Source organism: Georgenia daeguensis, from assembly GCF_039537705.1.
Classification (GTDB): domain Bacteria; phylum Actinomycetota; class Actinomycetes; order Actinomycetales; family Actinomycetaceae; genus Georgenia; species Georgenia daeguensis.
The window spans coordinates 83,727-96,261 of record NZ_BAABBA010000007.1 but is presented as its reverse complement, the minus strand read 5'-3'; the positions used below and the strand labels follow the sequence as shown (position 1 = coordinate 96,261).

At 72.1% G+C, this 12,535-nt stretch carries 11 protein-coding genes; 1 reads left to right on the top strand and 10 read right to left on the bottom strand.

Translation table 11 applies throughout. The annotated features are described in order from the left end of the window. Nucleotides 1-10: 10 nt before the first annotated feature. The 3 genes from obgE to rplU all read right to left on the bottom strand — a co-directional run bounded on the left by obgE (nucleotide 11) and on the right by rplU (nucleotide 2,286). Nucleotides 11-1,567, bottom strand: a complete 1,557-nt coding sequence (obgE, locus tag ABD774_RS08795) for a GTPase ObgE (protein WP_345039970.1) — start codon at nucleotides 1,565-1,567, stop codon at nucleotides 11-13. Between the two features lie 92 nt (nucleotides 1,568-1,659). After that, a complete protein-coding gene (gene rpmA / locus ABD774_RS08790) occupies nucleotides 1,660-1,917 on the bottom strand; it encodes a 50S ribosomal protein L27 (protein WP_248258667.1) in 258 nt (85 codons plus the stop codon). A 60-nt stretch (nucleotides 1,918-1,977) separates the two neighbouring features. Then, nucleotides 1,978-2,286: a 50S ribosomal protein L21 gene (gene rplU, locus ABD774_RS08785; RefSeq protein ID WP_248258668.1), complete on the bottom strand. Its 309-nt coding sequence runs from the start codon at nucleotides 2,284-2,286 to the stop codon at nucleotides 1,978-1,980. A gap of 298 nt (nucleotides 2,287-2,584) precedes the next feature. Here rplU and ABD774_RS08780 point away from each other — a divergent pair, with 298 nt between their 5' ends. Further along, complete coding sequence (locus ABD774_RS08780) at nucleotides 2,585-3,049, top strand: hypothetical protein (protein ID WP_345039967.1); 465 nt, start codon at nucleotides 2,585-2,587, stop codon at nucleotides 3,047-3,049. A gap of 35 nt (nucleotides 3,050-3,084) precedes the next feature. Here the strand turns inward: ABD774_RS08780 and ABD774_RS08775 are convergent, their stop codons facing one another. From ABD774_RS08775 to ABD774_RS08745, 7 genes are all read right to left on the bottom strand, one after another. Next, nucleotides 3,085-3,741, bottom strand: a complete 657-nt coding sequence (locus ABD774_RS08775; protein WP_345039965.1) for an SDR family oxidoreductase — start codon at nucleotides 3,739-3,741, stop codon at nucleotides 3,085-3,087. Nucleotides 3,742-3,853: 112 nt separating this feature from the next. Continuing rightward, nucleotides 3,854-4,672: a carbohydrate ABC transporter permease gene (locus ABD774_RS08770; protein ID WP_345039963.1), complete on the bottom strand. Its 819-nt coding sequence runs from the start codon at nucleotides 4,670-4,672 to the stop codon at nucleotides 3,854-3,856. After that, a complete protein-coding gene (locus ABD774_RS08765; RefSeq protein WP_345039960.1) occupies nucleotides 4,669-5,673 on the bottom strand; it encodes a carbohydrate ABC transporter permease in 1,005 nt (334 codons plus the stop codon). The genes ABD774_RS08770 and ABD774_RS08765 overlap by 4 nt, the downstream gene beginning before the upstream one ends. Next, a complete protein-coding gene (locus tag ABD774_RS08760; RefSeq protein ID WP_345039958.1) occupies nucleotides 5,645-7,024 on the bottom strand; it encodes an ABC transporter substrate-binding protein in 1,380 nt (459 codons plus the stop codon). The genes ABD774_RS08765 and ABD774_RS08760 overlap by 29 nt, the downstream gene beginning before the upstream one ends. Nucleotides 7,025-7,141: 117 nt before the next feature. Then, nucleotides 7,142-7,504, bottom strand: coding sequence for a PKD domain-containing protein (locus ABD774_RS08755; RefSeq protein ID WP_345039956.1), 363 nt, complete (start codon nucleotides 7,502-7,504; stop codon nucleotides 7,142-7,144). 466 nt (nucleotides 7,505-7,970) lie between these two features. Next, complete coding sequence (locus ABD774_RS08750; RefSeq protein WP_345039954.1) at nucleotides 7,971-8,588, bottom strand: DUF6318 family protein; 618 nt, start codon at nucleotides 8,586-8,588, stop codon at nucleotides 7,971-7,973. 130 nt (nucleotides 8,589-8,718) lie between these two features. Then, nucleotides 8,719-12,357, bottom strand: a complete 3,639-nt coding sequence (locus tag ABD774_RS08745) for an Rne/Rng family ribonuclease (RefSeq protein ID WP_345039951.1) — start codon at nucleotides 12,355-12,357, stop codon at nucleotides 8,719-8,721. Nucleotides 12,358-12,535 lie beyond the last annotated feature (178 nt).

Sequence of the window (12,535 nt, the reverse complement as noted above, 5' to 3'; positions counted from 1 at the left end):
CCCCGTGCGGTCAGCGGGTGTCGGCCTCGAGGTCGTCGGCCGACGACGACTCCTCGTCCTCCGGGTCCACCCACACTCCGGCCTGCCGCTCGGTCCACAGCTCCTCGCGGGCGGCGGCCTTGGCGTCCATCATCTCGTGGAAACCCTGACGCTTCTCCGCGCGCGTGGGGCGTGCGCCCTCCTCCAGGCGCAGGTCGGTGCCGCGAGGTCCGAGCAGCTCCGCGCCCGTCTGGAGCGTCGGCTCCCAGTCGAAGACCACACCGCCCTCGGCGGGACCGATGACGACCGTGTCGCCCGCGACCGCGCCGGCCTTGAACAGCTCGTCCTCGACACCGAGCCGGGCGAGCCGGTCGGCGAGGTAGCCGACGGCCTCGTCGTTGTTGAAGTCCGTCTGGCGCACCCACCGCTCCGGCTTGATACCGCGGATCTGGAAGTACGGCCCGTCGGAGCCCTTGCGCTGCGTGACGGTGAAGCCCGCGTCGTCGACCGCCTTCGGCCGCAGGATCACCCGGGTCTTCTCGGCGGTCGGCGCCTCCGCGCGCGCGCGGGAGACGATCTCGGCGAGCGCGAAGGAGAGCGGCCGCAGACCCTCGTGGGACGCCGTCGAGACCTCGAACACGCGCAGACCGCGGGCCTCGAGGTCCGGACGCACCAGCTCCGCGAGCTCGCGGGCCTCGGGCACGTCGATCTTGTTCAGCACCACGACCCGCGGGCGCTCCATCAGCGGCACGCGGCCCCCGGCGATGTCGAGGTCGCCGGCGTAGGCAGCGAGCTCCGCCTCGATCGTGTCGAGGTCGCTGACCGGGTCGCGGCCCGGCTCGAGGGTGGCACAGTCGAGCACGTGCACGATCACGGCGCACCGCTCGATGTGGCGGAGGAACTCCAGCCCCAGGCCCCGGCCCTCAGAGGCGCCCGGGATGAGGCCGGGCACGTCGGCGACCGTGTAGCGCTCCTCGCCCGCCTGCACCACACCGAGGTTCGGCACGAGCGTCGTGAACGGATAGTCGGCGATCTTCGGGCGCGCGGCGGACATCGCGGCGATGAGCGAGGACTTCCCCGCGCTCGGGAAGCCCACCAGGGCGACGTCGGCGACCGACTTCAGCTCCAGGACGAGGTCGATCTGCTCGCCCTCCTCCCCCAGCAGCGCGAAGCCCGGGGCCTTGCGGCGCGGCGAGGCGAGTGCGGCGTTGCCGAGGCCGCCGTGCCCGCCGGTGGCGGCGACGAAGCGGGTGCCCTCGCCGACCAGGTCGGCCAGCACCTCGCCCTCGGTCGTCTTCACGACCGTCCCGTCCGGCACGGGCAGGATCAGGTCCTCGCCCGTCTTCCCGGCCCGCATGTCGCCGGCACCCTGGGTGCCCGAGGTCGCGCGGCGGTGGGGCTGGTGGTGGTACCCCAGCAGCGTCGTCGTCTGCGGGTCCACGACGAGCACGACGTCGCCGCCCCGGCCGCCGTTCGCGCCGTCCGGGCCCGCGAGGGGCTTGAACTTCTCGCGCCGGATGGAGGCGCAGCCGTTCCCGCCGTCGCCCGCCGCGACGTGGATCACCACACGGTCCACGAAGGTGGCCATCGCCGTCGTCCTCTCAGCAGTTCTCAGTTCCAAGCATGCAACAGGGGCGGACGGCTCGCGGCCGTCCGCCCCTGCAGGCGTTCAGTGTCGTCTCAGGCGTCAGCCAGGACGATGTCGACGACCTTGCGGCCGCGGCGGTTGCCGAAGGCGACCGAGCCCGCCTCGAGGGCGAACAGGGTGTCGTCCTTGCCGCGACCCACGTTGAGGCCGGGGTGGAAGTGGGTGCCGCGCTGGCGGACGATGATCTCGCCGGCCTTGACGACCTGGCCGCCGAAACGCTTCACACCGAGGCGCTGGGCGTTGGAGTCGCGGCCGTTCCGGGAGGAGCTGGCGCCCTTCTTGTGTGCCATCTCGAACCTGCTTTCGTGTTCGTTCGTACGTGAGGAACGGGCCCGGGAAGGGCCGCGGACTTACTTGATGCCGGTGACCTTGAGGCGGGTCAGCTTGCTGCGGTGACCCATGCGCTTGCGGTAGCCGGTCTTGTTCTTGAACTTCATGATCGAGATCTTCGGGCCCTTCTCGGCTCGCACGATCTCGGCAGTCACCTTGACCTTGTCCAGGTCGCCGGCGCCCGTGGTGACCTTGTCACCGTCGACGAGCATGATGGGCTCGAGCTCGACGGAGTCGCCGACCTGCCCGGTCAGCCTGTCGACGACGACGACGTCGCCGACGGACACCTTCTCCTGACGGCCGCCGGCCTTGACGATCGCGTACACCACGTTGCTGCTCGATTCTGTCGTTGCGGGTGGTCCTGAGGTGCCCGGGGAACCGGTTGGTCCCCGCCGGGCGCTCTGGACCCACGGAACAGGCGCGCCGCGTGGCGCACCGACGCTCTAGGTTACGCGGAGCGGGCGCTCTGGGCAAACGTCCGACGCCCGTCGGGACGGCCCGCGACGTGTGGGATCCGGCACAGTGAGCGTGCCGTTGTCCCTCCCCGCTCCCTCTCGGAGGATACCCGTGCCCGCCGGCGCCTGGTGACCTCCGCCGGATGTCGGTGCCGGGTGGGAGCCTTCGTGCATGGACAACCAGGCCGTGCCGGTCTCCGCGCAGCGGGTGCTCGACGTCTTCTACGCCCGCACCCCGATCCTGCGTCATCCGTCGATGTTCGGCCGGAGCCGGCAGGTGCGGACCCACCTCGAGACCTACCTCGACACCGAGGCCGAGCACTGGCTCACGGACGCGGAGCGCACGCTGGTGGAGGCCGAGCGGCAGGTGGATCCGGCCGGGGCCGTGGCGCGGGTGACCGGCCCGGAGGCGCTGCTCGCGACCCTGCCCGGGTTCCTCGACCCGGAGTGGATCATGCCGGGCGTCCACCAGGCCCGGGCGCAGCTGATCGTGGTGGCGTCGCTGGCGAGATGGATCGTCTCGGCCGGTCTCGTCGACCGCACGGAGATGTCCTGCTCCGTGCTGGAGATCCAGACGCGCCTGGACCTGGCGCGGCGCCGGGTCGACGCCCGCGCCGCCTCCGCGCTGAGTCCCTGAGGCCGCGTGCCGCCTGCCTCCCGAGGTGGCTTCGCCTACTCCGTCAGATCGGCGAGCGCGACGGCGATGCGCTCGTCGCCGGAGATCACCTCGGTGACCACTCCGTCGCTGGCGGGGTCGTCCAGCACGGCGCAGATGACGCGCGCGACGTCCTCGCGCGGGATGGTGCCCCGCCCGGTCTCCGGCGCCATCGTCACCTTGCCGGTGCCCGGTTCGTCGGTGAGGCCGCCGGGGCGGATGACGGTCCACTCGAGGTCGCGCGACATGAGGTCCTCGTCGGCCGCCTTCTTCGCCTCCTGGTAGGCGGCGAACACCTCGTCCTCGATGCCGGCGCCACCCCTCCCGGCCCCCATGGACGAGACCATCACGTACCGGCGCACGCCCGCCGCCTCCGCGGCGTCGGCAAGGAGCACGGCGCCGCCGCGGTCGACGGTGTCCTTGCGCGCCGCACCGCTGCCCGGACCGGCCCCGGCGGCGAAGACGACGGCGTCCGCGCCCTCGACGATCCGGGCGAGCTCGTCAGCGGTGCCCTTCTCGAGGTCGAAGACGACGGGCTCGGCGCCCGCGGCGCGCAGGTCCGCCGCATGGTCGGGGTTACGGATGAGGCCCACGACGTCGTCGCCGCGGTCGGCGAGGTGGCGCGAGAGGATGCGGGCGATCTTGCCGTGCCCGCCGGCGATGACGATTCTCATGGGTTCGACGTTACGTGCTGGCTCGGCCGCCCGCACAAGCCCGACCACTCACCCGCACGCGCCCGACCGCTCCCCCGCGTCGAGCCCGACCGCCCGTCCGCAGGCAGACCGGCTACTCGCGGACCGCCCCCTCCAGCATGCCGGCGATGAAGTGGCGCTGGAGGAACAGGTAGAGGATCACGACCGGCAGCGCCACGAGCACCGCCCCCGCGGCGAGCAGGGTGGTGCCCTGCACGTACTGCCCCTGGAACAGGGCCAGGCCGAGCGGCGCGGTGCGCAGCTGGGCGTTCGGCGACATCACCAGCGGGATGAGGAACTCGTTCCACGTCCACATGAACATCAGCAGCACCATGGTCACCAGGGCGGGCCGGGCGACCGGGACGAGCACCTGCCACAGGACGCGGTGGTGTCCGGCACCGTCGAGCCGGGCGGCCTCGATGATCGAGCGGTTGGCTCCGCGGAAGTACGCGCGCATCCAGTACGTCCCGAAGGCCACGGACTGCGCCACCTGCGGCAGAGCGATGGCCCACACCGTGTTGGTCAGCCCCAGGAACTGCAGGTCGAAGAACAGGGGGACGACGATCGCCTCCGAGGGCACCATGATCCCGACGAGGAAGAGGTAGAAGAGCACCTGCGAGCCTCGGAACTCGAAGGCGCCGAAGGCGTACCCCGCCATGAGCGAGAGCACGGTCGCGAGCGAGACGACGATGAGAGCTACCACCACCGAGTTGCGCATGTACTCGCTGAAGCGGCCCTGCTCCCACGCGCGGCCGAAGTTCTCCCAGTGCAGCGGGCCGCCCGCCTGGGCGTCGGCCGGGGTCTCCGGCGACAGGGCGGTGGCGAGAATGGTGACGATCGGTGCGAGGGCCACCAGGGCGAAGAGGACGAGGATGGCGTAGTTCGCGGCCCGCTCGGCCGCCGAGACCCTCATCGTTCCCGCTCCCCGATGCGGTTGACGGCCAGGTTGATCAGGAAGATCAGGATCGTCAGGACGACGGCGACCGCGGCCGCCGAGCCCACCTCACCGAGCTGGAAGGCGCGCCGGTAGACCTCGAAGCTGGGCACCGTCGTCGTCCGTCCCGGCCCGCCGGACGTGGTGACGTAGACGAGGTCGAAGGTCTTCAGGGCGGCGATGATCGTCAGGGTGAGGGAGACGACGATCTCCGCCCGCACCGAGGGCACGGTGATGGAGACGAAGGTGCGGACGGGGCCTGCGCCGTCGAGGGTGGCGGCCTCGTAGAGCTCGCCGGGGATCCGGCTCATGCCCGCCATCAGGAGCACCGTGACCAGACCGGTGGACACCCACGTGCCGATGAGGCCGACGGCGGGAAGGGTGAGGGTGTAGTCGCCGAGCCACGTGCGGGTCAGCGAGTCCAGACCGACGGCGCGCAGCAGAGCGTTGAGCTGGCCGTCGGGGGCGTAGATCTGACGCCAGGCGACGGCGACGACGACCATCGCGATGACCTGCGGCAGGAAGACGACGGTGCGGAAGAAGCCGAGCCCGCGCACCCGCGCGCGGGTGAGGAGGGCGGCGAGGACCAGGCCGATGCCGAGCGGCAGGACGGCGAAGAAGAAGATCAGCACGAGCGCATGCCCGAACGACGCGCGCAGCTGCGCGTCGGTGACGACGTCGACGTAGTTCTGCAGCCCCACGAAGGTCGCCAGGCTCAGGCCGTCCCATTCGTAGAGGGAGATCTGCACCGCGCGGCCGAGCGGGTAGAGGAGGAAGACGGCGTAGACGACGAACGCCGGCAGTAGGAACGCGTAGGGCGCGAGACCGTACTTGCTGCGCCGTCGCGGCGGCGGCGCAGGCGGGCGTGCGTCGTCGTCGACCGGGCGGGCGAGGACGGCGCCGGCCGGGGTCACCGGTGCGGGGCGGAGCTCGCCGCCCCGCACCGGGTCGTCACTTGTTGGACGCGACGAACTCGGCATAGTCCGCCTCGACGGTCTCGGCGAACTCCTGGGGAGCGAGCTCGACGGCCATCAGCCCCTGGAGCGCCTGCCCCAGGCTCGCGCCCATGGTCGGTGTGGCCCAGTCGAGATAGGGCACCAGGTCGCCGTCGGTGACCACCTCGTCGTACGCGGCGAACACCTCGCGCTGCAGCCCGGAGTCGGGCAGGTGCTCGCCGGTCTCGACCACGGGCATGTTGCCGGTCTCCGCCAGGATCGCCATCGCGTCCTCGCTGGTGATGAAGTCGATGTAGGCGGCCGCGACGTCGGGGTTCTCGGCCTTGGACGTGATGGCGAACGGGATGCCCGTCCCGCCCGTGGTGACGCGACCCGCGCCCGCCTCGGCGGGCGGCGGCGCGAAGAAGCCGACGTCGTCGCCCATCGCCGTCCCGATGTCCGGGGCGAGCCAGGACCCGCCGATGAGGTAGACACCCTCACCCTCGGTGAACTGCTGCCACGTGGCGTCGTAGTCGGCGCCGTTGAAGCCCTCGTTGAAGTAGCCGGCCTGCGCCCAGTCCTGGAGGGTGGTGGCCGCCTCGAGGTTGCCCTCCGACGTCCAGCTCGCGCCCTCGTTCCCGAAGCCGAGATCGCGGATCTCCTCGGGGTCCACAAAAGCGCCCTGGAGCGGGCCGAACACGTGCAGAGCGGGCCACTGGTCGAGGTTGCCCAGCATGATGGGCGTCTCGCCGGCGTCCGCGATCGTCGCGAGCTGGGCCTCGAAGTCGGCCCACGTCTCGGGCACCTCGAGGCCGAGCTCGTCGAGCTTCGACTTGGAGTAGAACACGCCGACGACCTCGCCGACCTGCGGCAGGCCGTAGAGCGACCCCTCCCCGAAGGTCTTCCCGTCGGGGCTGTAGCTCGTGTTCTGCAGCACGCTGCCCGGGAACCGGTCGCCCCAGCCGTACGCCTCGGCATAGTCGTCCAGGGGGAGGATCTGGCCGGAGCTGACGAACTGCCCCATCTGCGAGCGCGCGTTGTTGGTCTGCGCGATGTCCGGGGCATCGTCGCCCGTCAGAGCGAGGCGCAGGGTGGCCTGGAGGTCGTCGTTGGACTGGGTGACCCGATCGATCGTGATGTTCGGGTACTGCTCCATGAAGGCCTCGTTGAGGCGCTCCATCTGCTCGTTCTGGCCGCCGCGGACCTCCTGGTCCCAGACCACCAGGGTCTGCTCCTCCGCGTCGGAGATGTCGGTCTGCACCTCGGCCGCTGCGCCGGTCGGCTCCCCGGTCTCGTCCGTGGCCGTGTTCGCGCCCGGCGTGCACGCGGCGAGGGTCAGCGCCGTGGCGGCGAGGACGCCGACGGCGACGTTCCTCCTGCGTGGGGATGTGCTCATCGTTGGGTCTCCTGTTCGGTCCGAGACCCTCATTGTGGAGGAGCGGCCGCCCGGACGAGGACAGGTGCCGCCTGTCGACACGGCGCGTCACGCACGAATCGGGCGTCGAACTCCTCTCTAACCGTTCGTCAGACTCGTCTCCGCCGTGCGGACCTCGAACGGCTGGGAGACCTCGGACGTCGTGGCGACGCCGACGACGGGCTGCCACACGCCCGAGCCGTTGACCTCGAACTCCCCCGCCCACCGGGTGGTCAGCGTGACCTGCCGTTGCTCTGCGGCGGCGGCGTAGACGTGGGCGACGGAGTGGTTCGGGAACGGCGCGCCGGGATCGGTGGTCGTGAGCGGTGCGGAACCGTCGCCGAAGTCCCAGGTGAAGTCGATCGGCCGCGCGCGCACCTCGACCGGCGTGCCGAGGACGACGGCGGAGAACGTCCGCTCGGCGGCCCCGGTCCACACGATCGTCTCGAGGTTGACCAGCACCCAGCCACGGTCGGGCTGGACAACCAGACCGCCCGGATCGATCGGCAGACGCTGTAGGTCTTCGACTGTGACAACGATAGGCACCGCCGGCGGCGCCTCCTCGGCGGGTGCGCCGGGCTCCGCCGGCATCGTGACCAGGAACTCCCGGCCGATCTGCGGTGCCCCCTCGTGGAGGCAGCCATTCAGGTCTACGTAATAGGAGTTGTCGCCTGCCGGGGTGAATCCGACGTCATTGCACGGCGGCGCACTCGACGCAGGCCCAGCGTCGCCTGCACCCACATTGACGGGCTCCGTGTCGAAATCTCCATTCCCTTTGGTATCCACAGTGTGCGAAGTCGTACCCGTAACATCGATCGCGGGGCCCCCGGACAAACCTTCAAATGAGGTCTCGGCCCACGTGGCCGTACCCGTAGCCGTCAGGACGATGAGGGCCAGCACAACAGCTGCCCCCGCCCGTATTCCACTGTCAGCCATTAAAGTCCGGCTCCTCGATCTGGACCTCTCGGACCATCCAGCCCGTATCGGCCCGACCGACTGCAAAGATGAGGAGATTCGATCCACCTGAACGCTCTTGGGAATCGCCGCTGCCCTCGAAGCGAACTGAGGGCGCCTCGGTAACCAGCAGATCGACCCTGTAGAAGTCATTGCCTTCCACCGGTGCCTGCCCGGAGACACGCTCCACGGTGAACGCGCCATCTTTCACATATCCGCCTTTGCCATAGAGCGCACTGACGTCATCGGCAACCTCGGAACAGAAGATGCAGTCGGCATGTGACATCTCCTGGAACGCGTTCAGGTCTCCTGTCGCGTACGTGTACCGGTACAACTCCAAGAAGTACTGCGCCGCAGCCTCGGCACCGGCGACGTCGTCGCGCGCCATGGTCTCGGGTGGGACTGGCTTCTCGACCTCAGGGCGTTCCGCAGGGGGGTCCTCGCTCGGTGGAGCCGTCGCGGTGCCCGTCGCGCCGGCGGTGGGGTCGGGCTCCGCGCCCCCGCCGCTGGTGCAGGCGGCGATCCCTCCCGCCAGCACGAGCACGGCGCCCAGCACCGTCAGCCGTCGATGAAGTCTCTCCCCCTGAGGCATGCGCCGACCGTACTGGCGAACCGTCCGATTCGGCCAGACCCGGTCGCCTTCCTGTGGACAAGCTCGAGGGCCGGTTCCCGCACGGGAAACCGGCCCTCGCGCTGCCAGCGACCTCACGGCCGCCGGGGTGTCACTCGGACTGGCCGCCGGGCTCGATCGTGATGATCTTGGTCTCCCCCGGCGTCACGACGCCGCTCGAGACCGCCCGCCGGCTGCGCCGCGGACGCCGCGCTGGGGCTGCGGCCGGCTCGCTCACCGGGAGCTTCGCGGCGGACGACTCCTCCACCGCCGGTCCGTCCGTGTGCGCACCGATGACGCCGCTCACCACGGGTCCCGCGGGCGCGGTCACCGTCCTGCGCTGCTCGCCGTCCGTGGTCGCCGGCTGAGCCGCCGGGGCGGGCGCCGTCGTCGGACTCGTCGCCTTGCGGCGGCCACGGGAGCGACCGGCCTTCGCGGGCTCGGCGACCTCCGCCGCTGGCGTCGGCTCGGCGACTCCCTGCTCGGCAGCCACCGTCTCGCCGCCGAGCTCCGCGACCGCGGGGGCGGGCGGCGCCGGCTCCGAGTCCGCGCCGGCGATCTCGCCCGTCGCAGCCGGAGCTGAGGCAGCAGCCGCCGGAGCGGCCGACGGCTCGTCCTTCCTCGCAGCCTCGTGAGCGGCCTTCGCGCCCTCCGCAGCGTGGTGGGCCCCGTCCTTCGAGCCACCCTCCTCGTGGGCGTGCGCAGCGGCCGCGGCGATGGTCGCCAGCGTCGCCTTGACCGCCTCGCGGGCGGCGACGGCGGCCGGGTCCTCCGCGGGAGCGGCCTCCTCCGGCGCCTCGGTCACCGGGGCCGGCGCACCGCGGCGGCCACGACGGCGCGATCCGCCGTCGTCGGAGCTCATCGGACGGGACTCCCCCGCACCGGAGCGCTCGACCGGCTCCTCGTGGACGATGAAGCCGCGACCGTTGCAGTGCTCGCACGGGGTGGAGAACGCCTCGACGAGGCCCTGCCCCACGCGCTTGCGCGTCATCTGCACCAGGCCGAGCGACGTCACCTCGGCCACCTGGTGGCGGGTGCGGTCACGCCCCAGGCACTCGAGCAGGCGCCGCAGGACGAGGTCGCGGTTGGACTCGAGCACCATGTCGATGAAGTCGATGACGATGATGCCGCCGATGTCGCGCAGCCTCAGCTGGCGGACGATCTCCTCGGCCGCCTCGATGTTGTTGCGGGTGACCGTCTCCTCCAGCGTGCCGCCGGACCCGGTGAACTTGCCGGTGTTGACGTCGATGACCGTCATCGCCTCGGTGCGGTCGATGACCAGCGAGCCGCCCGAGGGCAGCCAGACCTTGCGGTCCATGCCCTTGGCCAGCTGCTCGTCCACCCGGTACTCGGCGAAGACGTCCTTCTCCGAGGTCCAGTGGTGCATGCGGTCCGCGAGGTCCGGCGAGAGGTCCTTGACGTACTGCGAGATCGTCTGCCACGCGCCGTCCCCCTGGACGACGAGGGACTCGAAGTCCTCGTTGAACACGTCCCGCACCACGCGCACGGCTAGCTCGGGCTCGCCCTTGAGCAGCACCGGCGCGCTCTTGGCGCTCTTGGCCTTGGCCTCGATGTCCGCCCACTGCTTCGTCAGACGCTCGACGTCCGCGCGCAGCTGCTCCTCGGTGGCGCCCTCGGCAGCGGTGCGCACGATGACGCCCGCGCCCGCGGGAACGATCTCCTTGAGCAGCTTCTTCAGGCGCGCCCGCTCGTTGTCGGGCAGCTTGCGCGAGATGCCGGTCATGGCGCCGGAGGGCACCAGCACCAGGTGACGCCCGGCGAGGGTGATCTGCGACGTCAGCCGCGCGCCCTTGTGCCCGATCGGGTCCTTCGTGACCTGCACCAGCACGGAGTCTCCGGACTTCAGCGCCTGCTCGATGCGTCGCGGCTGGCCCTCCATCCCGGCGGCGTCCCAGTTGACCTCGCCGGCGTAGAGCACGGCGTTGCGGCCCTTGCCGAGGTCGACGAACGCGGCCTCCATCGAGGGCAGCACGTTCTGCACGCGCCCGAGGTAGACGTTGCCGACCATCGAGGTCTGCGTGTGCCGGGCGACGTAGTGCTCCACCAGGATGCCGTCCTCGAGGACGCCGATCTGGTTCAGGCCGTCCTTCTCCCGCACGATCATCTTGCGGTCGACCGCCTCGCGGCGGGCCAGGAACTCCGCCTCGCTCAGCGTGGGCCGACGGCGGCCGGCCTCGCGTCCCTCGCGACGCCGCTGCCGCTTGGCCTCCAGGCGGGTGGAGCCCTTCAGGGCCGTGACCTCGTCGCGGGCGGTGCGGCCCGTACCCTCGGCCTCGCTCCGGCCGGAACGGCGGCGGCGACGACGACGGCGCGAGCCCGACGTGCCCTCCTCGCCCTCGGCCTCGCCCGGCTCGCCCTCGTCGGACGCCTGCTCGGTGTCCTCGGCGCCAGCGCTCTCGGCGAGCTCCTGCTCCTCGGCGGGCTCGCCCTCCGCCTCGTCCTCGCGCTCGTCACCGTTCTCGGCCTGGCCCCCGCGGTTGCGCCGGCCACGGCCGCCACGACGACGGCGACGACGCCCGCCCGCGGACTCGTCCTCGCCGGAGATCTGCTCCTCGGCCGTCTGGTCGTCCGCGGTCAGGTCCTCGGCGGCCTCGTCCGGCGAGACCTCGACCGACGCCTCGACGCCCTGGCCCTCCGGACGGGTGCCCGGGGCGCCGGCGGGAGCCTGCGCCCGGCGGCGGCGAGGGCGCGCCTTGGACGGGTCCGGGGCCTGGAAGAGCAGGGCGGCGGCCGGGAGCCGCGGCCCCTCCTCCTCCTGCTCGACGGCGGCGCCCGGCGTGGCCGCGGTCTCGGCCTCCTCCGGGGCTTCCTCGTCCTCGTCCTCCACCGCGGCGGCGGCCGGGGCGACCTCCGTCGACTCGGCGACGGGAGCGACACCGAGCTCGGCGAGCACGTCGAGCTTCTGCTCGGGCGCGCGAGCCGGGGCCGACGCCCGGCGGCTGCGCCGCGCACGGGCCGGCTTGACCTCCTCGGTCGGGAGGCCGTCGCCGCTGGCGGCCTCGCCGGTTGCGGCGTCGGTGGTGATGGCGTCGGTGGTGACGGCGTCAGCGTTCGCGGCGGTGGTGGCCGTGCCGGCGGTGGTGGAGGTGGCGTCGGCGGTCGCCGCGTCGGTGGTCCGCTCGAGCAGCGAGGTCACGGCGTCGGCAGCACCGGCCGAGGGCGCCGGGGCGGCAGCCTCCGCGGTCGCAGCCTCGCCCGTGGCGGCGTCAATGGCGGCCTCCTCGCCGGCCTTCTTCGTGGTGCGCCGGGCGGGCGCCTTGCGGGTGCGCTTCGGCTTCTCGGCGACGGGCTCCGCGGCCGTGGTGGCCTCAGCCCCGGTCCCGGCCTCGGCCTCGGCGGCGGGAGTCTCCTGCGCCGTCGTGCCGGGAACGTCGGGCTGTGCCGTCACCTCCGCGGCGACCGGCTCGGCGGCCTTCTTGGTCGTGCGCCGGGCGGGCGCCTTCCGGGTGCGCTTCGGCTTCTCGGCGGCCGCCTCGGCCGCCTTCTCGGCGACGGCGGCCGTGGCCTCCGCCTGCTCGGGCGTGGTGCCGCCCGCAGGGGTGGCGTCAGCGGCGGCGGCCAGCGCGGCACCGGAGCCGCTCGTCTCGGGCTGCTGCCCGCCGGTCCCGCCTGACGCGGCCGGCGCGGTGGCCGGGCTGGTCGCCCGGCGGCTGCGGGTGCGGCGCACCGGCGCCGACTTCGCCTCCGGCTGCTCCGCCGTCGTGCCTTCGTTGTTGTTCTGCTCGTCCATGGGGTATGCCCCTCAACCCCGGTCGCCGTCCACACCCGTCGGCGCCCGTGGGCGGTTCGTCGTCCCCGGCGGCGCCGAGGACGGAAGTCCTGTGGTTACGACCGGGTGCGAGCACCCGAGCGCCGGCGAACGGGCGGCCTTGCCGGCCACCAACTCGGTGGCTCGGTACGACCTCGGT

Excerpts from the sequence above, each read along its gene's own strand:
- obgE (WP_345039970.1), bottom strand. The coding sequence starts at position 1,567 with ATGGCCACCTTCGTGGACCGTGTGGTGATCCACGTCGCGGCGGGCGAC.
- rpmA (WP_248258667.1), bottom strand. The coding sequence starts at position 1,917 with ATGGCACACAAGAAGGGCGCCAGCTCCTCCCGGAACGGCCGCGACTCC.
- ABD774_RS08780 (WP_345039967.1), top strand. The coding sequence starts at position 2,585 with ATGGACAACCAGGCCGTGCCGGTCTCCGCGCAGCGGGTGCTCGACGTC.
- ABD774_RS08775 (WP_345039965.1), bottom strand. The coding sequence starts at position 3,741 with ATGAGAATCGTCATCGCCGGCGGGCACGGCAAGATCGCCCGCATCCTC.
- ABD774_RS08770 (WP_345039963.1), bottom strand. The coding sequence starts at position 4,672 with ATGAGGGTCTCGGCGGCCGAGCGGGCCGCGAACTACGCCATCCTCGTC.
- ABD774_RS08765 (WP_345039960.1), bottom strand. The coding sequence starts at position 5,673 with ATGCCGAGTTCGTCGCGTCCAACAAGTGACGACCCGGTGCGGGGCGGC.
- ABD774_RS08760 (WP_345039958.1), bottom strand. The coding sequence starts at position 7,024 with ATGAGCACATCCCCACGCAGGAGGAACGTCGCCGTCGGCGTCCTCGCC.
- ABD774_RS08750 (WP_345039954.1), bottom strand. The coding sequence starts at position 8,588 with ATGCCTCAGGGGGAGAGACTTCATCGACGGCTGACGGTGCTGGGCGCC.
- ABD774_RS08745 (WP_345039951.1), bottom strand. The coding sequence starts at position 12,357 with ATGGACGAGCAGAACAACAACGAAGGCACGACGGCGGAGCAGCCGGAG.